The following is a 22,023-nucleotide window of genomic DNA, read 5'->3' on the forward strand; positions in this document are numbered from 1 at the left end:
ACCATGGACCATTCAGCTGAACGCAGTCTGTCGACCTATCTGACCGGTTTTGCGCTTGCCGTCGTGCTGACCGCCATCCCATTCGCACTTGTCTGGGGCGGGCTGCTGACCGGCCCGGCGGTTTATGCGGTCATTGCGGTTGCCGCGCTGATTCAAGTCGTTGTCCACCTGGTTTTCTTCCTGCACATGGATTTCAAGTCGACGCCGGGAGAAAACCTCTTCTTCCTTGGCTTTGCCGCAGTTCTGATCTGCATCATGGTTGGCGGCAGCCTCTGGATCATGATGGATCTGCATCACCGTATGATGTAGCGCGCGGGTGTCCGCGGGCATTCACGGGTTCTTTCGTGGACAGATTGCTCTCGATCAATGACGCCGCGCCGCTTCCCGTGTGATCAAGACCGTGTGTTAGGTCTTAAGATGAAGGGATCGGCCATGCCAAAAATGAATGCTGCCGTTGTTCGCGAGTTCGGAGCACCGCTCGATCTGTGCGAGGTTGAAAAACCGGAGGTCAAGGACGGCAAGATCGTGGTGAAAGTGGTGGCATCCGGGGTTTGCCACACCGATCTGCATGCCGCCAACGGGGATTGGCCCGTGAAACCGGCCCCGCCCTTCATTCCCGGTCACGAGGGCGTGGGGTTTGTTGCCGAAGTCGGCGCCGGGGTCACTGCCGTGAAAGAAGGGGACCGGGTCGGCATCCCCTGGCTCCATTCGGCCTGCGGGCACTGCAGGCATTGCATGGGTGGTTGGGAAACGCTCTGCACCGATCAGCAGAATACCGGCTACAGCGTGAATGGCGGATTTGCAGACTATGTTCTGGCGGACCCGGACTATGTCGGTCACCTTCCGGACGGGCTGGAATTTGCGCCCGCCGCACCGGTCCTGTGCGCGGGCGTGACCGTGTACAAAGGTCTCAAGGAAACAGACACACGCCCGGGACAGACCGTGGTGATTTCCGGCATCGGCGGGCTCGGCCACATGGCCGTGCAATATGCCAAGGCCATGGGTCTTCACGTGATCGCGGTCGATATTGCCGATGACAAACTGGCGCTTGCCACGTCTCTTGGAGCAGATCAGGTGATCAATGCGCTTGAAACGGACCCGGTTGCGGAGGTGCAGGCCGGGGGCGGTGCGGAAGGCGTGCTGGTGACCGCAGTTGCAGGCAAGTCCTTCGAGCAGGGCGTCGGAATGCTCGCACGCGGCGGCACGATGAGCCTTGTCGGATTGCCGCCGGAGGACTTTCCGCTGTCCATTTTCGACACGGTCCTGAACCGCAAGACCATCCGCGGTTCGATCGTGGGAACACGTCTCGATCTTGCCGAATCCCTGCAATTCGCCGCGGAGGGCCTGGTGCACTCGCACTACACGGAAGAAACGCTCACCGATGTGAACAGCATTTTCGACCGAATGAAAGCGGGCACGATCGAGGGCAGGATCGTCATGGCGATCTGACCGGCTTCGTCACGTCGCCCGGCCAGCACCCTTCAGCAAGGTGTTGGCCGGCGACCTGCGTTTGCTTCAGGCTTTTGCCTTCAGAACGTCCCGGATTTCAGCGAGAAGTTCCTCGGTGGTCGGTCCTTTCGGTTCTTCCGGGGCAGGCTCTTCCTGGGGCGTTGCAGCGTCCTTGATGCGGTTGACCGACTTGACCAGCATGAAGACGACCCAGGCAATGATCAGGAAATTGATGACCGCCATGATGAACGCGCCATAGGCGAAGACGGACGCCCCGGCTTCACGCGCGGCCTCGAGCGAGGCACCTGCCGGGACTTCGCCAGCGAGAACCGCGTAATTGTTGGTAAAATCGACGCCACCGGACACCAGTCCGATGATCGGGTTGATGAGATCCCCGACCAGGGATGTCACAATTGCCGTGAACGCAGCCCCGATGATAATCCCGACCGCCATATCCATGACATTGCCCTTGGCAATAAAATCCTTGAATTCATTAATCATGCTTCCCTCCAACCCTTTTTCGCAATGGGTCACCGTCCGACCCGCAATGCTCGAAGCCTACTGAAAATTGCCAGTGTTGTATTGCCCGGATGCGCCATTCCCTTGACCTTGCACGCACCGGCAATTGTTTTGCACCAGCGTCGGGTTTGCGTGCGGACACCAGAATTTCACAATCGCTTGTCAGGGTTGGCGGTATCGGACGTCAAAGGAGAGTTCCCATGCAATTGTTTTCCACCCGCAAAGCACTGTTGGCCTGTTCCGCTGTCTTTCTGGCAGTCCTGACCCAGAATGCGATGGCGACCTGTGCCGCTGACATCAGCAAGGTCGAATACGCGATCGATCACGCAAAGCGGACGGGGATCGACATTACCGACGCCGAAAGGATGCGCGCGCTGCTGGAAGATGCGAACAAGGAACGCAAGGCAGGCAACGAAGAGAAATGTCAGGAACTCATCGATCAGGCCAAGCGAATGGGCAACATCGAGTGACCTTGCGGGCTATGAAGTTAATTCGCGGAAAAATCGATTAAACAAGAAAATATCGATAAAAAAATTGAAAAGATCAAATTATCGTCTATCCTGATCACAAACTCGGGAGGACATGATGTTTGACGTGATTAAATCGGCAGGTCTCGCGTGCGGACTGCTTTTCTCGGTATCGATGGCGCAGGCGGAAGAGCTGCGGATCGGCACGGCGAGCCTCGGCGGCGCCTTTTATCCGATGGGACAAAGCATCTCAAACCTCGTCAACAAATATGCGGGTGGGGACATCACGATGGTGCCCGTCGTGACGGGAGGATCGGTCCAGAACCCACGCCTCATCGACAGCGGCGAAGTTGAGATCGCGATCACCAACAACAACCTTGCCGTTTTGGCGGTCAACGGGAAAGGCCCCTATAAGACCGGTGCGATCGAGATGAGCGCGGTTGCGGCGTTGCATCCGAGCGTTCTGCACATGATCGTGCTGGAGGGCTCCGACATCCAGACGATCGAAGACATCAAGGGCAAGCGCGTTGCCGTGGGCCCGGCGGGCGGCGGCACGCTCGGCTTCATGAATTTCCTGTTGCCGCTGCATGGCATGTCGATGGATGACTTCACGCCAAGCTTTTTGTCCTATTCGGACGGCTTCAGCCAGTTGAGTGACGGCAATGTCGATGCCGCCTTTGCCCTGTCGGGTTATCCGGCCGGCGCGGTGATGCAGGCCGCGGCAGGCAACAAGTTGCGTTTCATCGATTTTTCCGATGGCATTCTCGACAAGGCGCTGGAGAAGAACGGTGCCTTCCAGGCCGTCGAGATTCCAGCGGATGTTTACGGCACCGCCGAGCCCGGAACGGTGATTGGGGTCAACAATATGCTGATCGTGCCGAATACACTGTCTGCGGATGTCGTTGAGAAAATCGTGTCATCGGTATTCGACAACCTTGAGGAATTCCAGGCGGAAAACGCAAATGCGAAGCAGATCGATCCGGCGAATTCCCTGAAGCTTGCCATTCCGCTTCACGAAGGCGCGGCGCGCTACTTCAACAAGTAGGGTCTCGGTAACGGTCCGGATCGGAGGCGGGCCCGCGTGTGCGGTCTCGTATCCGATCCCGGCAAGAGGGCGGTCCGGTGGCGAGCCACAGCTTTCGAAAAATGTCCTTCAGCAAGGAGGCCGTGATTTACACCGCGGCCCTTTGTCTCGGGCTTTTCCATCTTGCGGTGGTTTCCGGCGTGGTCTCGATCTCAACCATGCCGCTGCGGCTGATACACGTCGCCATGGCCTTTTCGCTTCTCTTCGCGCTTCGGCCTGCCTCCGCACGGCTGGCAGGGACGAAAACGGACCGCGTCCTTTCCCTTTTCCTGATAGCTGCGGCGATCGGCGCAAGCGCATGGCTGTTGTCGCGCTGGAAAGCGATCGCCTTCAGCGGAGGGCTGACGACGGACGGGGACTACTATGCAGGGATCGTGATTGTACTGCTGGTATTCGAAGCGGCGCGCAGAGGCGTCGGGCTTGTGCTGGCCCTGATAACACTGGTGTTCTTCTGTTATCCGTTCGTAAGCCCATACCTTCCGGGGATCTTGAGCGGGCGCGGATACGGTCTTGAGCGCATGGTCCTGTTCCTGACGACCGATACCCAGGGTGTCTATGGTATTCCGATCGGCGTCGCCGCGACCTACATTATCGTCTTCACCATTTTCGGCGCGATGCTGTCGCGGTTTGGAGCAGGGGATTTCTTTTTCGAGATCTCCGTCCGGCTAACGAAGGGCCTTCGGGCCGCCAGCGCCAAGTCGGCCGTGCTCTTTTCGACCCTGATCGGAATGGTGTCCGGCTCTGCTGCCGGGAATGTCGCGGTCACGGGCACTGTGACCATTCCCATCATGAAACGGGAAGGCTACCAGCCGCATCAGGCAGGGGCAATCGAAGCGGTCGCGTCGACGGGCGGTCAACTGATGCCGCCGGTGATGGGGGCAGCCGCCTTCATCATGGCGGAGATCGTCGGGGTTCCCTACACATCCGTCATGGCGGTCGCGATCCTTCCGGCACTGCTCTTCTTCGGGTCCGCGTTCTTTGTCGTTCATCTGCAGGCCGTACGCTCCGGTATCATGCCGCGCGAGAGGGATCAGAGCGACGGACGGCCACTTCGCGCTGTTCTTGCGGAGGGAGCGCCGTTTATCGGGGCGTTTGCAGTTCTGCTCGGACTGATGCTCGCCGGATTTTCTCCGTTCAAGGCATCGCTCTGGGGCATGGCGGTCCTGATCGTGCTTTACGTTGTCAGAACCCGCCGGATCAACGCCGACCTGATCGGAAAGATCGCAGGAAGTGTTTCCGAAGGTGCGCGCAACGTGATCACGATTTCCGCCGCCTGTGCCGCCGCCGGTGTGATTTCGGGCACGCTCGGGATCACCGGCCTCGGGTCCAAGATCGCGTTGCTGATCGACGTTGCCTCAAACGGCTACCTGATCCTGGCGCTCCTGTTCACGATGATCGCATCGATCGTCCTGGGCATGGGGCTGCCGACAACGGCGGCCTACCTGATCCTGGCAACCGTGGTCGCCCCGGCACTGGTAAAGCTGGGCGTGCCGATGCTCACCGCGCATTTCTTCGTTTTCTACTACGGCTGCATTTCGACGATCACGCCGCCCGTGGCGCTTGCATCCTATGTTGCGGGCGGTATCGCCGGAGCGGATGTCAACAAGGTCGGCTGGACCGCTGCTTCCTATGCCCTCACAAGTTTCGTCCTGCCTTTTGCCTTCGTCTTCGGACCGGGGCTGCTGATGCAGGACAGTGTCACTGGAAACCTGATTGCGGCAGTCACTGGTTTTGCGGGTGTCGGAGTGGTTGCTTCCGGGGTGATCGGGTGTTTCATCCGACCACTTTCCGCCTTGAACCGGGCCGCCGCGCTTTGCTCTGGTCTCTGCCTTCTGGTCCAGACCTGGCCGACACTGGTTCTCGGCGCGCTCCTGCTTGCCTACCTGCTGATCCAGCAAAAGGCAGTTACCCAATTGTCCCTGAAATCCTGAAGTGAGCGAAACGCAAATGGCGAGAGAATTCAGACGTGTCGTGACCGGCCATGACAGCAACGGGGTTGCGATTGTCGAAAGTGACGGCATTGCGACCCACCGGCTTCAGCGGGAAAACCGGCCGGGCGTTACGCTGACCAATTTCTGGCTTTCCGACGGAACGCCGGCAGAATATGACGGTCCGACCGAGACATGCGACGGGCCGTTCATTCTGCATCCGCCGGAAAATGGCAGCGTGTTCAGAGTGGTCGAGTTCATGCCGGAAGATCCGGAAGTCATGAAGACGCTCGACGGCAAGGCGGCGTTCGCGGAAATGGGCGCAGGCGACAATATCGTGGAAGATGCAAGACATCCGTGGATGCACCGGACCAACAGCGTCGACTATGCGGTGATCCTGACCGGTGAGATCTACATGCTGATGGATGAGGAGGACGTGCTCCTGAAAGCGAGTGACGTGGTCGTCCAGCGCGGCACCAATCACGCCTGGTCGAACCGTGGAACAGAGCCGTGCTCGATTGCCTTCGTTCTTGTTGACGGGGTGACACAGCGTTCCGCACCGGGCGAAGACAGGAAGGGTATCCCGAAGAGGTAGAGCAGCACTGTAAAATGCCAATCGTGTTTCGAAAGAGGACTGTCACATGCGCATAACCGGACCCATCCTTGCCTGCCTGGTCATGGTTGCTTCGCCTCAGGTGCGCGCCGAAGCACCAGATCTCAAAACACCGGCGCCGGTGATTTATCTTGCCGACAATCTCGACGAGGCCGACAAACTCGGCTGGTGCATCGACACACAGGGGCGCGGGTTCGGGGAAAATCTCCACGCCCATTCATGCAAGCCCCGGGGCGGGGACGTGCAATTCACTTTCGACGCGGTTTCCGGGCAGATCCGATCGGTCGCATTTGACGGCAAGTGCATGGAACTGATTCCGCCCGACGATCCCGCAATCGTGTTCGGATTGAGGGACTGCGCTGACGGCAAAAAGGAGCAGGTCTTTGCCTTCGATCCGGCGAGCGGACACATCACACCAGGGAGTAAGCCCGGTGAGTGCGTGGCCGCCGGGGCAGCGAGCCGTGCCGCCGGGCCGTTCATGTCCCGGGACCTGATCCTCGCGGAATGCGAGACCGCAGATCCTGCGGTCATCACTTGGCGCGAAAAGAAGTAGGTTCGCCGCAGTCCATTTGCTCGGTGCGACCGCCGCAATCGTCAGGATTGATCCTGTTCGCCGATCAGGTCCCGCCCCATCTGCGCGAACAGGTCCAGGTAGTCGAGCATCACCCAGTTCTCCATGATCTTGCCTCCGGCGCAGCGATAGAAATCCATGACGCGGAGCGTCAGGGCCCTGTTGGTTGCCGGTACGCCGATATAGTCGCCCTTGTGGGTCATGGTCATGGAGGGCCAGCCGCTCACAGCGGCGTAGTCGCCGTCGCCGATCCGGCAATAGTGGTTGCCGCCGACGCGATCGGGAAACGCCGTCAGGAACGCGGCACGGTGATCCTTTTCAAAGCCGCTCCAGCGGTAGTTGGACCCGATCCCGCCCGGTCCGTACCAGAGCATGTCGTCATGCCAATAGCCGTCGGCTCCGGTTTGTCCCTTTGACGTGAAGGTTTCCGGGTCGAAGGCTTTCAGGTCGGCCAGCATCGCTTCGCAGAGATCAAGGGTCGCCTCGCCGTCTCCCTGGTCGACCGGGATCACACCGTCATGCGTGGCAGGTCCGGGGAAAAGCATCTCCGTACCGAGGACGCGGGGGAGGGGGAAACGCCCGGACTGGCGCATGAGGTCAATCAGATCGAGAATGATCTTGGCTTCCGAAATCCGGCCGTCGTCCTCGATGCGATAAAATTCTCCCGAGCGCAGAAACGCGAGATGGTTTGATGGTTTGACGCCGAACAGCGGCTTTTCGAAATTGCCGAGATAGTGTGTGAACGAGGCGCACCAGTGCCCGCCGGGCTCTCGGCGGTTTGGTCCGCCGATGAATATCTCGTCCCGGCGGCGGACATGCGACAAGGCATTCTTCAGGGGCTCGAAGAATGCGCTGTGAACGCTTTCGCGGCCGCTCAAACGGTGCACCGGATGCGCGACATCGAAGATCACGTCTTCTTTCAGATGGTGGCTGAGAAGGGCGTCGGTCTCATGTGCCGGGGTGGTCAGGACGGTGTTCAGAAAACTATGGGGCGCGCGCCGGAAATCGGACATTGGGTACCTTGCGAGTTTCAGGAATATGAAGGTATAGCAACAATTTTGCATTCGTATGCAAAAAAACGTTGCCAAAGTCTTTTTGCTGTGTCTAGCTGTTTTGCATAGGAATGCAAAATTGGTCTGGAAACAGTCGAAGAGGGGATGGCTGTGGCAGAAATTCAGCTCAAGAACGTGTCGAAGCGGTGGGGATCTTTTGTCGGTGTCGACAATTTCGATCTCACGATCGCCGACCGCGAGTTTCTGGTACTTCTCGGCCCATCCGGCTGCGGCAAGACGACGACAATGCGCATGATCGCCGGACTGGAAGACGCGACCGGCGGCGAGATCATCATTGGCGACAGGGTCGTGAACGACCTTGATCCGAAAGACAGGGACATCGCAATGGTGTTCCAGTCTTATGGTCTCTACCCGAACATGAATGTCTACGAGAACATTCGCTTCCCCCTGAAAGTGCGGAAGGTCGATCCGGCAACGCATGACGAGCGCGTGCGCCGGGCAAGCGCCATGGTCGAGCTGGACGAATTCCTGCACCGCAAGCCCGCGGAGCTCTCGGGCGGCCAGCGCCAGCGTGTTGCTCTGGCGCGGGCGATCGTGCGCGAACCGAACGTTTTCCTCATGGATGAGCCGCTTTCCAACCTCGACGCGAAGCTCCGGGTGTCGACGCGCGCGCAGATCAAGAACCTTCAGCATGAACTCAAGGTCACGACCATTTACGTAACGCACGACCAGATCGAGGCGATGACCCTGGCCGACCGGGTTGTCGTGATGAAACGCGGGATCATCCAGCAGGTCGGATCGCCGACCGAGATCTATGACCGTCCGGCAAACACGTTTGTTGCCAGCTTCATCGGATCGCCGGCGATGAACCTCATGGAAGGCACGCTGTCCGGCGGCACCTTTACAGGCGAAAACGTGACCATCACGGGTCTGAATGCGCCCGACGGCCCGGTTATGCTCGGCTTCCGTGCAGAAGATGCAGCTGTTGCCGGCTCGAGCGCCGAGGCGGAAATCAGCGCACCGGTCTACACGATGGAACTCCTGGGTGATGCCACGATGATCACGGTGAAAGCCGGGGGCGCACTGGTGTCGGTCAAGGCCAACAAGGATTACCGCATCGAGATCGACGAAACGGTCGGTTTGCACATTCCGCCTGAAATCTGTCACCTTTTCAATCACGAGACGGGCGCGCGCATCGACGCGTAAGCCGGTCCGGACCCGGCACTCAGCCGAAAACCAGAAGAGCGCCAGACGGCGCATGGAACAGCAGGGAGACCTGACGCATGCTCAAGAAACTTCTTCTCGCCAGTGCAATGACACTGGCAGTCACGGGCGCCGCGAGCGCGTGTGATTTTGAAAATACCACGCCGGTGAAATCGCTCTCTGCCGGTTTCGAGGCCTGGAAAGCGGTTACGTCCTTCATGGCCAAATGCGGCGATTTCGAAGCCGAGCTTGACCAGGAATTCCGCACCAAGCAGCCGGCCGCCTTTGCCGCAGATCCTTCACTTTACCAGATCGGTGGCGTCGCCAACGGCACCCTGGTTCCGCTGATGAACGAGGGCACCGTTCGTCCGCTCGATGGTCTGGTGGAGAAATACGGCCAGAACCTCACTCCGAACCAGCTCATTAAGATCAACGGTGAAACCATGGCGATTGCCATGATGGTGAACGCCCAGCACCTGATGTACCGCGAGGATATTCTGACCGAACTCGGCCTTCCGGTTCCCAAGACCTATGACGAGGTTCTGGCAGCCGCGGCAAAGATCAAAGATGCCGGTGTCGTCGAATATCCGATTGGCGCAACCATGAAGACCGGCTGGAACCTTGGCCAGGAATTCGTGAACATGTATCTGGGCATGGGCGGCGAGTTCTTCGGCCCGGACAATGAAGCGACAATTGAAAACGAGCAGGGCGTCGCTTCCCTTGAGATGCTCAAGAAGCTGACCGAGTACATGGATCCGGAATATCTCGTTTCCGACTCAACCTACGTGCAGCAGCAGTTCCAGCAGGGCAAGATTGCGATGGCGAACCTGTGGGCGAGCCGCGCAGGTGCCATGGATGATGCCAACGAATCCCAGGTTGTCGGCAAGGTGAAGATGGCCGGCGCCCCGACCGCGGACGCACGTGCAGCATCGACGATCTGGTGGGACGGTATCGTTATTGCCAACAACACGTCCGATGAAGAAGCTGAAGCGGCTTTCCGTGTCGCCATGAACGGCATGACGCCGGAAATGGTGAAGGAAAACAACGATGTGGCCGTGTGGTTGATCGAGGGTTACGTGCCCGGTCCGCTTGCGCTTGGTGTTGTGCAGACGGCTGAAGCAGGTGCATTGCCTTATCCTGCGAGCTCGCAGATGGGCCTGATGCACACGGCGCTCGGCAATGGTGTCGCCGACTTCCTGACGGGAGCAAAAGACGCCCAGACCACCTTGAAGGACATCGCCGGTGCCTACACGACGTCGGCCAAAGAAGCTGGCCTGATCAAGTAAGCCGGCGACCGACCTTGCGGAGGGCGTATGCGCCCTTCGCCCTATCCAAGCACGTTTCATGGGAGGGCAGCATGAACACCAAGACATTCGCCGCCTTTGTCGGACCGTCCATTTTCCTCATGCTGCTCTTTATCGCTGCGCCGCTTGTCAGCGTGTTCATGCAGAGCTTCTATGTCACGCAGCCTGTTTTCGAGCAGGTTGAAGTCGAAACCTGCACACCCGGCTTCCCAAACCAGACCTGCGTCACCGAAACAAAAATTCAGCCGGTTCTTGGCGAAGACGGCAAAGTGGTGACAGACGTCAAATATGTCGGGCTGGAGAGCTATTACAATGTGTTGGAGCCGGACCGGGCCTGGGCGGCGCTGAAAGTCTTTGATTTCGATGCACTGCTTACCATTGATTTCTGGAAGGCGCTCCGGTTCACTTTGACCTTCACTCTGGTAACGCTTCCCCTCGTTATCGGCGTCGGGCTGGCCATTGCGATCACGGTCAACAATGCCACCCGCATGATACGTGGCCCCATCATCTTCGTGTCGCTTCTGCCTTTCATCATCACGCCTGTTATCGGCGCACTGTCCATCCGCTGGCTGTTTATCGGCGACGGCATCATGACCGCGTTTCTGGAATGGTGGCTGAACCAGGACATCGCAATGTTCGCTCAAGGCTGGACCATCGAGTTGCTGATGATGTTCTACCGTGTCTGGCATGTGGCCCCATTTGCGTTCCTTGTGTTTTATGCCGGCCTGCAAACTGTCAACCAGGACACTTTGGAATCGGCCGTGATCGACGGTGCAAGCCGCTGGGAACGGCTTCGCTACGTAATCATTCCGCACCTGATGCCGCTCATCGTCTTCGTCTCGTTGATCCACCTGATGGATTCCTACCGCGTCTTTGAAGAAATCGTCGGCTTCTCCAGTCAGGCTTACCGCATTTCGCTGCAGTGGCTGACCTATGACCTGCTAACGCCCGATGATAGCGGAAACAGGTCCATTTCACGTGCGTCCGCAAGCGCGATGCTCACAATGATCGGCATTGTCGTTCTGCTAATTCCGCTCCTGCGCAAGACCTGGCGCGATCACAAGGGAGGACGGGTATGAGCCTGCCTAAATCCATGCAGCAGCCCATGGCGCTGCAACTGACCTCAGTCGGCTTCCTCGCTTTCTGGTGTCTGATCGCAGCGTTCCCGATCTTCTGGATCGCGGTGATGAGCTTCAAGGATCCGATCGATGCGTTTTCCGCGAACCCGCTCAGTGTGATTTTCGGTCCTGAAACGGTCGCAACGGGGCGTGGCTTGTCGATCGTCAGCATCGTCGTCGGTATCGCCTTTCTCTGGTACACCGTTCATCTGGCGCTGACGCTTCTGCCGAAGATGGTCAACAAGTACACGCCGCCCCATCTGCTCGTCCCGGGCTGGATCATTGGTGCGCTTGTGTTTGCAATCGGCTTCCTGATTGTGTTCGCCGGGATCCTTCCTCCGGTCCTGAGTGCCGTGAATTCCATTCTTGGCCCCTTGGGCAAGCCTATCCTCGGTCTGACCACCGAGCACTACAAAGCCGTGTGGGTCGAAAATGCGTTCTACGAGAACTTCATCAATTCGATGATCGTCACAGTCGGCGTCGTGACTGTTTCACTGACCGTGGGGACGCTAGCCGGGTACGGGCTCGCAAGAGCCGGTTCAGCAGGATCGTTCATTGCCTTCTGGATCCTTATCATCGCACTGGTTTTCCGCGCCCTGCCGCACTCGGTTCTCGTGGCCGGTTACCTGCCGCCCTTTATCAACTCCGCCGAGATTCTCAGTCCTATCCTGGGCGACGCTGCACCAACCCTTTACGGCAAGCCATGGGCGGTTATTGCGGTTCTCGTCTCTATCAATCAGCCCTTCACGATCTGGATGCTGCGCTCGTTCTTCCAGAATATCCCGAATGAGCTCGATGAGGCGGCGCGCGTTGACGGCTGCACCCATTTCCAGGCCTTCAGATGGGTGATCATGCCGGTCATGTGGCCGGGCGTTATCACGACCGGGCTGTTCAGCTTCCTCCTTGCCTACAACGACTATCTCGTCTGTTCGCTGCTTCTGGACGCCCAGAACCAGACGATGGTTCCGGCAATCGCGGGTTACTTCAACCGGGAAACGACGACGACAGACCAGGTCGAAGCCGTGGCAGCCGCCGTTTCGATCATCGCCCCGCTGTTCCTTTTGATCATGATCTTCCAGCGTCAGATCGTCAGTGGCCTGACAGCCGGCGCGGTCAAGGGCTAGGCGATGAGCATTTCTTTGCAAAAACACGTTTGTACAGGTGAAACATGAAGGGTTCGCGTCCCGAACAAGCGGTCCTGAGCCGCGACACGGATATGAGCAAGACGGACGATACACGGCGGGTCATCGAGGACATGGTCGATGGTCTCAATGATCACCGGATTGCAGATATCGGCGAATTCTTTTCTGACGGCTTCCGCTGGCTGGGCAATGCCGGCTGCGGCACCAAGACCGGGTTGAAGGAGTTTCAGGATAACTGGCAAAAGCCGTTTCAGGCGGCATTTTCCGACAAGATCTGCGTAGATGAAGCCCGGCTCTACATGGGCGAATGGGCGGCGGCGTTCGGGCGTCAGGAAGCAACGCATTCCGGGGAGTTCATGGGTCTTGCACCGACCGGGAAGCGGGTTGAAATCCGCTACATGGATTTCTGGAAAGTCGTGGACGGCAAGATTGTAGACAACTGGGTGATGGTCGACTTTCCCCATGTTCTGGCACAGCTCGGCAAGGATGTCTTCGAGGGCCAGGGCTGGGAAGCATTCGACCGCGGCGAACGCAGCCCTCCCGTGCCGACGAAAGCTGCCTGAGTGCGGACGCGGGCACCGGAATATTTTTCATGCTGCCTTTTTGGGCACTTGATGTTTCTGCATACGTATGCAAATTGAGAAGTGGTACGAGCGCTCCGGTTAGAGAACTCCTTGAGAAGATGTTCCGCCGGCGCTTTGAAAGGGATGAAACATGACCATTGAGTATCTGAAGCGCGGAAAGCCGGAGGCCGAGCGTTCCGAAGATGATGCCAAGGTTCGCTCCATCGTGGAGGGGACGCTCAAGGAAATCGAAAACCGCGGCGATGCCGCCGTGCGTGAGCTGTCCGAAAAATTCGACACCTACTCTCCCGCTTCGTTCAGGCTGAGCGGCTCGGAAATTGAAGCGCTGATGAACCGGGTCTCGGCACGAGACATGGAAGACATCAAGTTCGCGCAGGAGCAGGTGCGGAAGTTCGCCGAGGCGCAGCGTGCCTCGATGCTGGATATCGAAGTTGAAACGATGCCTGGCGTAATCCTTGGCCACAAGAACATACCGGTGCAGTCGGTCGGCTGTTACGTGCCCGGCGGCAAGTTTCCGATGGTTGCTTCGGCGCATATGTCGGTGGCTACGGCGTCGGTCGCCAAGGTGCCACGCATCATTGCGGCGACGCCCCCATTCAAGGGAGCGCCGAACCCGGCGGTGATCGCGGCCATGCATCTTGGCGGGGCGCATGAAGTCTACGTCCTTGGAGGCATTCAGGCCGTCGGCGCGATGGCGATCGGGACGGAGACGATCGATCCGGTCCACATGCTGGTCGGTCCGGGCAATGCGTTTGTGGCAGAAGCCAAACGCCAGCTGTTCGGACGGGTTGGTATCGATCTGTTCGCAGGCCCGACAGAGACGATGGTCATTGCCGATGAAACCGTGGACGCGGAGATGTGTGCAACCGATCTCCTTGGCCAGGCTGAGCACGGGTATAACTCGCCGGCTGTTCTGGTGACCAACTCGCGCAAGCTGGCGACAGAAACGCTCTCTGAAATCGAGCGTCTGCTAAAGATCCTGCCGACCGCCGATACGGCGTCCAAGTCGTGGGAAGACTACGGCGAAGTGATCCTGTGCGACACCTATGACGAAATGCTTGCAGTCGCAGATGACATTGCCTCCGAACATGTCCAGGTCATGACCGACAGGGATGACTGGTTCCTGGAAAACATGACCTGCTACGGTGCGCTTTTCCTGGGCGCGCGCACCAATGTCGCCAACGGTGACAAGGTCATTGGAACGAACCATACGCTGCCGACCAAGAAGGCCGGCCGCTACACCGGCGGGCTCTGGGTCGGCAAATTCCTGAAGACCCATTCCTACCAGAAGGTTCTGACAGACGAGGCGGCCGCCGAAATCGGTGCCTATTGCTCGCGCCTTTGCATGCTGGAAGGGTTCGTCGGCCATGCCGAGCAGGCCAATGTTCGCGTCCGCAGATACGGAGGCGGCAACGTGCCTTACGGAGAGGCCGCCGAATAAGATGGACAGGCATACCGGCCATAAGGAGCTGATCGCGCCACTCCGGGCGGCGATGTACGACTTTGAGGAAACCTCAGTCCGCAGGGCGCTCGCCGATCTCTGCACGCCCGATGTCCTGTTCAGACTGTGCCACCCGTTCGGCGACACGGCGGGAACCGACGCCTTTTACGAAAAGGCCTATGCACCGCTGTTCAGGGCCGTCCCGGATCTTGAGCGGCGCGATACGATCGTCATGGCCGGGCCAACGCCGGAAGGAAACGATTGGGTCGGTTGCGGCGGCTACTACACCGGAACCTTTGACCGGCCCTGGCAGGACATCCCGGCAACGGGCCACCAGGTGGCCATGCGGTTTCACGAATTTTACCGGTTTGTCGACGGCAAGGTCGTCGAGTTTCAGGCGCTCTGGGACATTCCGGAAGTGATGATGCAGGCGGGTGCGTGGCCAATGGCGCCGAGCCTTGGCCGCGAATGGCATGTCCCGGGTCCGGCGACCGAAGACGGCATTGTGCCCGGGCCCTATGACGAGGTATCGGGCAAAGAGACATGCCAGCTGATCATCGACATGCTGGAGCATATGAAACGGCACCCGTCGCAAGGCGGGCCGGAAGTTATGGAGATGCCGAAATTCTGGCATCCGCGCATGAGTTGGTACGGACCCTCAGGGATCGGCACGGGGCGCGGCATAAACGGCTTTCGCAAGTGGCACCAGATCCCTTTCTTGAAGGCCATGCCGGATCGTGGCCAATATGTCGATCAGATCGAATACCACTTCTTCGGGGACCGGAATTACGCTGCGGTGACCGGGTGGCCCGACATGATCCAGTCGGTCACCCATGACGGCTGGATGGGTATTGCGCCTGCGGGCAAGAAAATCACCATGCGCAGCCTTGATTTCTGGCGCGTGGAGAAAGGCCTGATCCGTGAAAACTGGGTCATGGTCGATCTTCTCGACGCCTATGCGCAATTGGGTGTTGACGTTTTCAACCGACTTCGGGATTTCAACAAGGCCCGCACGGGCTTTGACCCAGAAACCGGAGTTGCGCTGTCATGATCGATCTTCCTTCCACCCCAAGCTTTTCCCTTTCCGGCAAGAAGGTGCTTGTCGCCGGTGCATCGTCCGGTATCGGCCTCGCTTCTGCGGCCGCATTGGCGGAGGCGGGAGGAGATGTGGTTCTGGCGGCACGCCGGACCGAAAAGCTTGACGAGGCCGTCGAGGCGATCCGGGCGAAGGGACTTTCTGCCTCGGCGCTCCAGCTTGATGTCGCCGACGTCCTGGAAGTGCAGGTGAGCATCGAAAAACACGGCCCGTTCGACGTTCTCGTCAACAGTGCCGGGCTTGCGCGCCACAGCGCGGCCATCGATACGACGCCTGAAGACTTCGACGCCGTCATGAACGTCAACGTGCGCGGGGCCTATTTTGTCACGCAATGCGTTGCCAAGGGACTGATCGCGGCGGGCAGACCCGGGTCGCTGATCAACATGAGTTCGCAAATGGCGCATGTCGGTGGCATTGACCGCGCGGTTTATTGCGCGTCGAAATTTGCGGTCGAAGGGTTCACCAAGGCAATGGCACTGGAATTCGGGCCGCACAGGATCCGGATCAACACGATCTGTCCGACATTCATACGCACGCCTTTGACCGAGCAAACCTTCGACAACCCGGACCGGGTCCAGTGGATTGAGGAAAAGATCAAGCTTGGCCGTACGGGTGTGGTGGAGGACATCATGGGGGCGGTGCTCTATCTTGCAAGCGATGCCTCCTCGCTGGTGACAGGTACGTCGCTTCTCGTGGACGGAGGTTGGACAGCGGATTGATGCGCTCCGAAAAAGTCACTTCCGTCGATGTAGCCCGGAAGGCCGGTGTCAGCCAGTCGGCCGTCAGCAGGGTGTTCACGCCGGGGGCGTCTGTTTCACCGAAAATGGCCGACAAGGTCCTGAAAGCAGCAAACGAACTCGGATACCGGCCCAACGTCCTCGCACGGTCTCTGATCACCGGCCGGTCGAAGATCATCGGTCTGGTGGTGGCGTATCTGGAAAACCAGTTCTACCCGGATGCACTGGAAAAACTGTCAACCGCCCTGCAGGAACACGGCTACCACATTCTGGTTTTCATGGTGTCCAACGACGACGCCAGCGTCGACAGGGTCATGGGAGAACTGCTCGACTACCAGGTCGACGGCATCATCACCGCGTCCGTGGGCATGTCCAATGCGCTCGCCGCGCGGTGTTCCGCCGCAGGCGTTCCGGTGGTGCTGTTCAACCGTGGACAGGATGACCACAGACTCAATCAGGTCACGTCCAACAACCTCGCCGGCGGCCGCAAGATCGCGGAATTCCTTTTGGCAGGAGGGCACAGGAAAATCGCCCATATCGCCGGTTGGTCCGGGTCGTCGACCGGACGTGACCGCGAGGCCGGGTTCCGCGACGGGCTGGCGGCAGCCGGCATCGAGCCTGTCGCCTGTATCGACGGCATGTACAAGCGCGAGACGGCAGCAGCTGCAGCACGCGAGATCTTCTCCGGAAAAGACCGTCCCGAGGCTGTTTTCGTCGGCAACGATCACATGGCCTTTGCGGTCATGGACGTGCTGCGATTTGAACTCAAGCTGGATGTCCCGGGCGATGTTTCGGTCGTCGGATATGACGATGTGCCGCTGGCGTCCTGGCCAGCCTACGACCTGACAACCTTGCGTCAGCCCTCGAACCGGATGGTGGAGGCTACGGTCTCCACGCTGCTCGGATGGATCGAGGAGGGCCGCAATGATGTCCGGAAAATTCAGATAGATGGACCGCTGATGATCCGCGGTTCAGCCCGCATACCCCAAGGATGGCCCGATGAAAGGCTTTGACCCCCGCTGGAAGGATTTCCCCGATTACATTATCGGAATTACCAGGGAAATCTGGGAAGAGCGCAAGATTGCGACCCTGCATCACTACTATTCGGACGATATTGTCGTCAGATCACCGGCGTCCGTTGTCGTTGGAAATCAGGATGTTATCGGCGCGACCATGGCAACGCTGGCCGAGTTTCCGGACCGGGCCCTGCTCGGGGAAGACGTTATCTGGTCGGGTTCTCCCGAAGAGGGGATGCTTTCATCTCACAGGATCATATCGACCGCGACACATCTCGGCGACGGTGTCTACGGGGCGGCGAGCGGCAAGAAACTGCAGTACCGGATCATTGCCGACTGCCACGCGATCAACAACCAGATCAACGACGAATGGCTCATCAGGGATCAGGGCGCGATCGTCCGGCAGATGGGATGGGATCCGAAGGACTATGCACGGGATCTGATCGCGCGGGAAGGCGGCCCGGAAAACTGTGTTCATCCGTTCACGCCCGCGATTGACAAGCCCGGACCCTACAAGGGCAAAGGCAATGCCAATGAATGGGGTGAACGCTACGCGGATATCCTGTCGCGCATCATGGGGGCGGACATTGCCGTCATCGAGGCAAAATACGACAGGGCCTGCGCGCTGTTTTACCCGGGGGGCGTCAACGGCCATTCCTGGGATGCCGCCGACCGTTTCTGGATGGGGCTGCGCGCGAGTTTTCCTTCTGCCGAATTCCGGATCGAGCACCGCGTAGGCCGGGACGACCCGTTGATGCCGCCAAGGGCCGCCATCCGCTGGTCGCTTCATGGCAAGCATGACGGATGGGGTGCCTTTGGCGAGCCCAGTGGCGCCGAAGTCTACGTCATGGGCGCGTCGCATGCCGAGTTCGGGCCCTGGGGTCTTCGCCGCGAGTACACGCTTTTTGATGAAACGGCGATCTGGAAACAGATCGCTTTGAAAACCGGATAACTTGAAAGCAGGTTTGGTCATGAGCCCTGAAGAAATGGAAACCCGGATCGTCCGCTACGGAGACCTCAAACCCTGCCGGACAGCTTTCATCGATGCCCACACGCCAGGATCGGACCAGAAGGAAAACTTCACCATCATCGGCGGCGGTGTTTCCGAAAGTCCGGATCAGCATGTCCACATCAAGGACACGCCGGGTTTCAACATCGGTGCTGCGGGGCAGCCGCCCAAGTGCCGGAACTCGCTGCATTCGCATACGACGGCGGAAGTTTTCTTTGTCCTGAAGGGCAGGTGGCGCTTCTTCTGGGGGCGTTGGGGAACGGCGGGCGAAGTCGTTCTTGAGGAAGGTGACATCTTCAATATCCCGACAGGCATATTCCGCGGGTTTGAAAACATCGGCACCGACTACGGGATGATCTTGGCGATCCTCGGCGGTGACGATGCCGGAGGCGGCGTCACCTGGGCGCCGCAGGTCATCGAGGATGCCAGAAACCACGGCCTCGCACTCGGGCAGAACGGCGTTCTTTATGACACCAAGCAGGGCCAGTCGCTGCCGGACGGCATCAGCCCGATGCCACTGCTGACGGACGAGGAACTCAAGGCGTTTCCGGAGCCCGGAAACGATGCTGTCGTGAAAGATTATGTCGCGCGCTACTGGGACATGATGGCGCTTTCCGCAAAAGCGCCCTGCGCGGTGATCGGCGAGCATGGCCTCCTGATGGACAGGCCGGGATTCGAGGTCGATTTCCTGTCGCGCGGATCGCAGCCTGAAACCAGTTACAGCCTGAACAGCCATGAAGTTCTCATGGTCATGCGCGGGCATTGGAAACTGGGCTGGTCCGGCGGGGAAAAGGTCCTGGCGCCGGGCGACACCTGTGCCGTTCCGCCGGGGCTGGAGCACAGTCTGGCACCATCCATGAGCGGTGAAGCAAGTCTGTTCCGCGTCATGAACACCAATGACCCGGCTGGGCCGACCTGGGTGGGATAACAACAGAACGGGGTTGACCCCGTCGGAACAACTGAGGGGACCCATGAGCAAGATCGATGTAACCCATGTCGGCTCGCTGCCGCGAACGCAGGAAGTCGTTGATTTCATCTTTGCCCGGGAGAAGGGAGAACCGTTTGAGCAGGCCGCATTCGATGCGGCAATGGCGTCGGCGGTTTCCGAAACCGTGCGCAAGCAGGTCGAAGCCGGGGTGACGATCGTCAGCGACGGCGAAACCTCAAAGATCTCCTACGCCACCTATGTGAAGGACCGGTACACCGGTTTTTCCGGCGACAGCCCGCGCAATGCGCCTGCGGATCTGAAACTCTATCCCGGCTTCCTGAAACGGATCGCGGAGAGCGGCGGAACGCCACAATATGCCCGTCCGATGTGCACCGGCGAGGTGCGTTCCAAGGGACAGGGCGAACTGATCAAGGATATCAAGCATCTCAAGGACGCAATGGCGATGCACGGCGCGACTGCCGGATTCATGAATGCCGCGTCGCCCGGGGTGATTTCTCTATTTCTGCAAAACGACCACTATCCGACACGTGAGGCATATCTGCAGGCGCTGGCGGATGTCATGAAGGACGAATATGAGACGATCGTTGCCTCTGGCCTTGATCTCCAGCTGGACTGTCCCGATCTCGCGCTGTCCCGGCACATGCTGTTCACCGATCTTTCGGACGAAGAGTTCCTGAAGATCGCCGCGAGCCACGTCGATGCTCTTAACCATGCGCTTCAGAACATCGACCCGGCGAAGGTTCGGATCCATATCTGCTGGGGCAATTACGAAGGCCCGCATGTCTGCGACATCTCCATGGACAAGGTCTTTTCAACCCTGATGTCGGCGCGGGCGCGCTACGTTCTGTTTGAAACATCCAATCCACGCCACGCCCACGAATGGACTGTTTTCCGCGACCGGAAACCGGAAATTCCGGATGACAAGATCCTGGTGCCTGGCGTCGTCGACACGACGACGAATTTCGTCGAGCACCCGGAAGTGGTTGCGCAGCGGCTCGACCGGTTCGTGGACATTGTCGGTATGGACCGGGTGATCGCCGGTTCCGACTGTGGCTTCGGCACGTTTGCAGGCTTCGGGGCCGTCGATCCCGAGATCGCCTTTGCGAAACTCAAATCCCTGGCGGACGGAGCTGCCATCGCGGAGGCGCGTGCGTGACACCGCTGGTACTGCTTCCGGGGATGATGTGCGATGCGCGGCTCTACGGGCCACAGATCGCCGCCTTGTCCGGACGCGTTCCAATTCATCTGGCACCCATCACCGCGTTCGACACGATCCACGCTCTGGCGGAAGACGTCCTTGAAAAGTCCCCGCCGGAATTTGCTCTTGCGGGACTTTCCATGGGCGGGATCGTCGCTATGGAGGTGTACAGGAGGGCGCCGGAGCGTATCTCCCGGCTGGCATTGCTCGACACCAATCCGCGTGCGGAGCTGGAGGAGGTCAGACAGCGCCGTGAACCGCAGATTTCGTCGGTCAGGGCGGGCGGTCTGCGCGAGGTCATGCGCGATGAACTCAAACCCAATTACCTGGCCAACGGACCGCTTCGACAGGACGTCATGGATATCTGCATGACGATGGCGATCGACCTTGGACCCGATGTGTTCGTGCGTCAGTCCTGTGCCCTGCAGCATCGCCCGGACCAGCAGGAGGCACTGAGGTCGGTCGATGTGCCGACCCTGATCCTGATGGGCAGGGAGGACCGGCTTTGTCCGCTGGAGCGCCACGAATTGATGCATGCGCTTGTCGATAGATCGGAATTGAAGATCATTGAGGGGGCCGGGCATCTGCCGACCCTGGAACAACCTGAGGCCGTCAATGCGGCCTTCAAGACCTGGCTGGATATCGAATGAAAACAGAGCTTCTGGACCTTCTGAAATCCGTCGATACGCCGACGGTCTGCAATGCGATCGAAGTGGCGGAGGGCAGGCGGGGTTTCAACCGTTTCACGCGCGGGACAATGCTTGCCTCCGACCCCCAGGGCGGGGCGATGGTCGGGTTTGCCCGCACCGCAAAGATCTCCGCGCTTGCACCGCCGACGGAACCGGCGGATGCCATCAAGGCCCGGCGCATGGACTACTACCGTTACATGTCCGAGGGCCCCCGTCCGGCGCTCACCGTGGTCGAGGACATCGATTACCCGAATGCGATCGGGGCCTATTGGGGTGAAATCAACACGACCGTTCACAAGGGGCTCGGGCTTTCTGGCGCGCTCACCAACGGTGTCATGCGCGATCTCGGTGATCTGCCGGAGGAATTTCCCGTGGTCGCAGGATCCGTCGGACCCAGCCACGGATTCGTTCACATCAAGGAAATTGATACACCGGTGAAGATCTTCGGGCTGGATATTCGTCCGGGAGAACTGGTTCACGCCGACCGGCATGGCGCGCTGGTCATTCCGGAAGAGGTGATGCCGGTTCTTTATTCTGCGATCGGCAAACTTCTGGAGACCGAAAAGCTCGTTCTTGGGCCCGCGCGCGAGCCAGGCTTTGATTTTGAGAAGTTCCGGGAAGCCTGGGCGGCTTTCGAAATGGCCAGAACCTGACGCGTTTGCAGTCAGGCTGGATCGGAACGCCGGGTCACGGCCTATTCGACAAATCTCTGGCGAATTCGAAGTTTCCTGAGCTTCTGAGTGGTGTCTTTTGCCAAGGCCTTTGCCGACGATCGGAGCGATCTCTTCTTGCATTCCGGCGAGAAATAGTATACCGCCGCATACAATTATTTCGTTCCGGCTTCCGGCGCCTGTGAGAGGCCGCGCCGAAGCATCAAGAAACCCCAGTTCCCG

At 59.2% G+C, this 22,023-nt stretch carries 23 protein-coding genes; 21 read left to right on the forward strand and 2 right to left on the reverse strand.

Features of this window, described 5'->3' with window-relative positions:
* The first annotated feature begins 3 nt into the window (after positions 1-3).
* Together cyoD and adhP are read left to right on the forward strand one after the other, a co-directional pair.
* A complete protein-coding gene (gene cyoD / locus RDA78_RS19630; protein ID WP_434051500.1) occupies positions 4-309 on the forward strand; it encodes a cytochrome o ubiquinol oxidase subunit IV in 306 nt (101 codons plus the stop codon).
* Positions 310-432: 123 nt separating this feature from the next.
* Positions 433-1,449 (forward strand): alcohol dehydrogenase AdhP, encoded by a 1,017-nt coding sequence (gene adhP, locus RDA78_RS19635; RefSeq protein ID WP_434051501.1) that lies wholly within the window; start codon positions 433-435, stop codon positions 1,447-1,449.
* Between the two features lie 66 nt (positions 1,450-1,515).
* Here adhP and mscL read toward each other — a convergent pair whose 3' ends face one another.
* On the reverse strand, positions 1,516-1,950 hold the full coding sequence (gene mscL / locus RDA78_RS19640) for a large conductance mechanosensitive channel protein MscL (protein ID WP_434051502.1): 435 nt from the start codon (positions 1,948-1,950) through the stop codon (positions 1,516-1,518).
* Between the two features lie 218 nt (positions 1,951-2,168).
* On the opposite strand from mscL, the gene RDA78_RS19645 reads away from it, so the two are divergent.
* From RDA78_RS19645 to RDA78_RS19665, 5 genes are all read left to right on the forward strand, one after another.
* Positions 2,169-2,438 (forward strand): hypothetical protein, encoded by a 270-nt coding sequence (locus RDA78_RS19645; RefSeq protein WP_434051503.1) that lies wholly within the window; start codon positions 2,169-2,171, stop codon positions 2,436-2,438.
* Positions 2,439-2,553: 115 nt separating this feature from the next.
* Positions 2,554-3,480: a TAXI family TRAP transporter solute-binding subunit gene (locus RDA78_RS19650; protein WP_434051504.1), complete on the forward strand. Its 927-nt coding sequence runs from the start codon at positions 2,554-2,556 to the stop codon at positions 3,478-3,480.
* A 101-nt stretch (positions 3,481-3,581) separates the two neighbouring features.
* A complete protein-coding gene (locus RDA78_RS19655) occupies positions 3,582-5,450 on the forward strand; it encodes a TRAP transporter permease (RefSeq protein WP_434051505.1) in 1,869 nt (622 codons plus the stop codon).
* Between the two features lies 1 nt (position 5,451).
* Positions 5,452-6,042 carry a cupin domain-containing protein gene (locus tag RDA78_RS19660; RefSeq protein ID WP_434051506.1) on the forward strand — a complete coding sequence of 197 codons (591 nt, stop codon included), beginning with the start codon at positions 5,452-5,454 and terminating at the stop codon, positions 6,040-6,042.
* A gap of 46 nt (positions 6,043-6,088) precedes the next feature.
* The gene (locus RDA78_RS19665) at positions 6,089-6,613 is read left to right on the forward strand and encodes a ricin-type beta-trefoil lectin domain protein (protein WP_434051507.1); all 525 of its coding nucleotides are present in this window, start codon (positions 6,089-6,091) and stop codon (positions 6,611-6,613) included.
* Between the two features lie 41 nt (positions 6,614-6,654).
* Here the strand turns inward: RDA78_RS19665 and RDA78_RS19670 are convergent, their stop codons facing one another.
* Positions 6,655-7,644 (reverse strand): ester cyclase, encoded by a 990-nt coding sequence (locus tag RDA78_RS19670; RefSeq protein ID WP_434051508.1) that lies wholly within the window; start codon positions 7,642-7,644, stop codon positions 6,655-6,657.
* A gap of 150 nt (positions 7,645-7,794) precedes the next feature.
* Between RDA78_RS19670 and RDA78_RS19675 the strand changes: the two genes are divergently transcribed.
* The 14 genes from RDA78_RS19675 (at position 7,795) to RDA78_RS19740 (ending at position 21,783) form a co-directional block, all read left to right on the forward strand.
* Positions 7,795-8,850 carry an ABC transporter ATP-binding protein gene (locus RDA78_RS19675; RefSeq protein WP_434051509.1) on the forward strand — a complete coding sequence of 352 codons (1,056 nt, stop codon included), beginning with the start codon at positions 7,795-7,797 and terminating at the stop codon, positions 8,848-8,850.
* Between the two features lie 77 nt (positions 8,851-8,927).
* The gene (locus RDA78_RS19680) at positions 8,928-10,133 is read left to right on the forward strand and encodes an ABC transporter substrate-binding protein (protein ID WP_434051510.1); all 1,206 of its coding nucleotides are present in this window, start codon (positions 8,928-8,930) and stop codon (positions 10,131-10,133) included.
* Positions 10,134-10,204: 71 nt separating this feature from the next.
* Positions 10,205-11,230: a carbohydrate ABC transporter permease gene (locus tag RDA78_RS19685; RefSeq protein ID WP_420332679.1), complete on the forward strand. Its 1,026-nt coding sequence runs from the start codon at positions 10,205-10,207 to the stop codon at positions 11,228-11,230.
* Complete coding sequence (locus RDA78_RS19690) at positions 11,227-12,393, forward strand: carbohydrate ABC transporter permease (protein WP_434051511.1); 1,167 nt, start codon at positions 11,227-11,229, stop codon at positions 12,391-12,393. Before RDA78_RS19685 ends, RDA78_RS19690 begins: the two co-directional genes overlap by 4 nt.
* A 44-nt stretch (positions 12,394-12,437) precedes the next feature.
* Positions 12,438-12,974, forward strand: a complete 537-nt coding sequence (locus RDA78_RS19695; protein ID WP_434051512.1) for an ester cyclase — start codon at positions 12,438-12,440, stop codon at positions 12,972-12,974.
* Between the two features lie 151 nt (positions 12,975-13,125).
* Complete coding sequence (hisD, locus tag RDA78_RS19700) at positions 13,126-14,436, forward strand: histidinol dehydrogenase (RefSeq protein ID WP_434051513.1); 1,311 nt, start codon at positions 13,126-13,128, stop codon at positions 14,434-14,436.
* Between the two features lies 1 nt (position 14,437).
* A complete protein-coding gene (locus RDA78_RS19705; protein ID WP_434051514.1) occupies positions 14,438-15,487 on the forward strand; it encodes an ester cyclase in 1,050 nt (349 codons plus the stop codon).
* Positions 15,484-16,251 (forward strand): SDR family NAD(P)-dependent oxidoreductase, encoded by a 768-nt coding sequence (locus RDA78_RS19710; RefSeq protein ID WP_434051515.1) that lies wholly within the window; start codon positions 15,484-15,486, stop codon positions 16,249-16,251. Before RDA78_RS19705 ends, RDA78_RS19710 begins: the two co-directional genes overlap by 4 nt.
* On the forward strand, positions 16,251-17,282 hold the full coding sequence (locus tag RDA78_RS19715; protein WP_434051516.1) for a LacI family DNA-binding transcriptional regulator: 1,032 nt from the start codon (positions 16,251-16,253) through the stop codon (positions 17,280-17,282). Before RDA78_RS19710 ends, RDA78_RS19715 begins: the two co-directional genes overlap by 1 nt.
* Positions 17,269-18,237, forward strand: coding sequence for an ester cyclase (locus tag RDA78_RS19720; RefSeq protein WP_434051517.1), 969 nt, complete (start codon positions 17,269-17,271; stop codon positions 18,235-18,237). The genes RDA78_RS19715 and RDA78_RS19720 overlap by 14 nt, the downstream gene beginning before the upstream one ends.
* 19 nt (positions 18,238-18,256) lie before the next feature.
* Positions 18,257-19,222: a cupin domain-containing protein gene (locus tag RDA78_RS19725; RefSeq protein ID WP_434051518.1), complete on the forward strand. Its 966-nt coding sequence runs from the start codon at positions 18,257-18,259 to the stop codon at positions 19,220-19,222.
* Between the two features lie 43 nt (positions 19,223-19,265).
* On the forward strand, positions 19,266-20,399 hold the full coding sequence (locus RDA78_RS19730; RefSeq protein WP_434051519.1) for a cobalamin-independent methionine synthase II family protein: 1,134 nt from the start codon (positions 19,266-19,268) through the stop codon (positions 20,397-20,399).
* Positions 20,396-21,091, forward strand: a complete 696-nt coding sequence (locus RDA78_RS19735) for an alpha/beta fold hydrolase (RefSeq protein ID WP_434051520.1) — start codon at positions 20,396-20,398, stop codon at positions 21,089-21,091. Before RDA78_RS19730 ends, RDA78_RS19735 begins: the two co-directional genes overlap by 4 nt.
* Positions 21,088-21,783 (forward strand): RraA family protein, encoded by a 696-nt coding sequence (locus RDA78_RS19740; protein WP_434051521.1) that lies wholly within the window; start codon positions 21,088-21,090, stop codon positions 21,781-21,783. The genes RDA78_RS19735 and RDA78_RS19740 overlap by 4 nt, the downstream gene beginning before the upstream one ends.
* The last annotated feature ends 240 nt before the right edge of the window (positions 21,784-22,023 follow it).

It is taken from the genome of Roseibium sp., from assembly GCF_051016195.1.
Taxonomy (GTDB): Bacteria; Pseudomonadota; Alphaproteobacteria; order Rhizobiales; family Stappiaceae; genus Roseibium.

Bases quoted from the DNA above. Each gene is read 5' to 3' on its own strand.
- cyoD (WP_434051500.1), top strand. From the start codon at position 4: ATGGACCATTCAGCTGAACGCAGTCTGTCGACCTATCTGACCGGTTTT.
- adhP (WP_434051501.1), top strand. From the start codon at position 433: ATGCCAAAAATGAATGCTGCCGTTGTTCGCGAGTTCGGAGCACCGCTC.
- mscL (WP_434051502.1), bottom strand. From the start codon at position 1,950: ATGATTAATGAATTCAAGGATTTTATTGCCAAGGGCAATGTCATGGAT.
- RDA78_RS19645 (WP_434051503.1), top strand. From the start codon at position 2,169: ATGCAATTGTTTTCCACCCGCAAAGCACTGTTGGCCTGTTCCGCTGTC.
- RDA78_RS19650 (WP_434051504.1), top strand. From the start codon at position 2,554: ATGTTTGACGTGATTAAATCGGCAGGTCTCGCGTGCGGACTGCTTTTC.
- RDA78_RS19655 (WP_434051505.1), top strand. From the start codon at position 3,582: ATGTCCTTCAGCAAGGAGGCCGTGATTTACACCGCGGCCCTTTGTCTC.
- RDA78_RS19665 (WP_434051507.1), top strand. From the start codon at position 6,089: ATGCGCATAACCGGACCCATCCTTGCCTGCCTGGTCATGGTTGCTTCG.
- RDA78_RS19670 (WP_434051508.1), bottom strand. From the start codon at position 7,644: ATGTCCGATTTCCGGCGCGCGCCCCATAGTTTTCTGAACACCGTCCTG.
- RDA78_RS19680 (WP_434051510.1), top strand. From the start codon at position 8,928: ATGCTCAAGAAACTTCTTCTCGCCAGTGCAATGACACTGGCAGTCACG.
- RDA78_RS19685 (WP_420332679.1), top strand. From the start codon at position 10,205: ATGAACACCAAGACATTCGCCGCCTTTGTCGGACCGTCCATTTTCCTC.
- RDA78_RS19690 (WP_434051511.1), top strand. From the start codon at position 11,227: ATGAGCCTGCCTAAATCCATGCAGCAGCCCATGGCGCTGCAACTGACC.
- RDA78_RS19695 (WP_434051512.1), top strand. From the start codon at position 12,438: ATGAAGGGTTCGCGTCCCGAACAAGCGGTCCTGAGCCGCGACACGGAT.
- hisD (WP_434051513.1), top strand. From the start codon at position 13,126: ATGACCATTGAGTATCTGAAGCGCGGAAAGCCGGAGGCCGAGCGTTCC.
- RDA78_RS19705 (WP_434051514.1), top strand. From the start codon at position 14,438: ATGGACAGGCATACCGGCCATAAGGAGCTGATCGCGCCACTCCGGGCG.
- RDA78_RS19710 (WP_434051515.1), top strand. From the start codon at position 15,484: ATGATCGATCTTCCTTCCACCCCAAGCTTTTCCCTTTCCGGCAAGAAG.
- RDA78_RS19715 (WP_434051516.1), top strand. From the start codon at position 16,251: ATGCGCTCCGAAAAAGTCACTTCCGTCGATGTAGCCCGGAAGGCCGGT.
- RDA78_RS19720 (WP_434051517.1), top strand. From the start codon at position 17,269: ATGAAAGGCTTTGACCCCCGCTGGAAGGATTTCCCCGATTACATTATC.
- RDA78_RS19725 (WP_434051518.1), top strand. From the start codon at position 18,257: ATGAGCCCTGAAGAAATGGAAACCCGGATCGTCCGCTACGGAGACCTC.
- RDA78_RS19730 (WP_434051519.1), top strand. From the start codon at position 19,266: ATGAGCAAGATCGATGTAACCCATGTCGGCTCGCTGCCGCGAACGCAG.
- RDA78_RS19740 (WP_434051521.1), top strand. From the start codon at position 21,088: ATGAAAACAGAGCTTCTGGACCTTCTGAAATCCGTCGATACGCCGACG.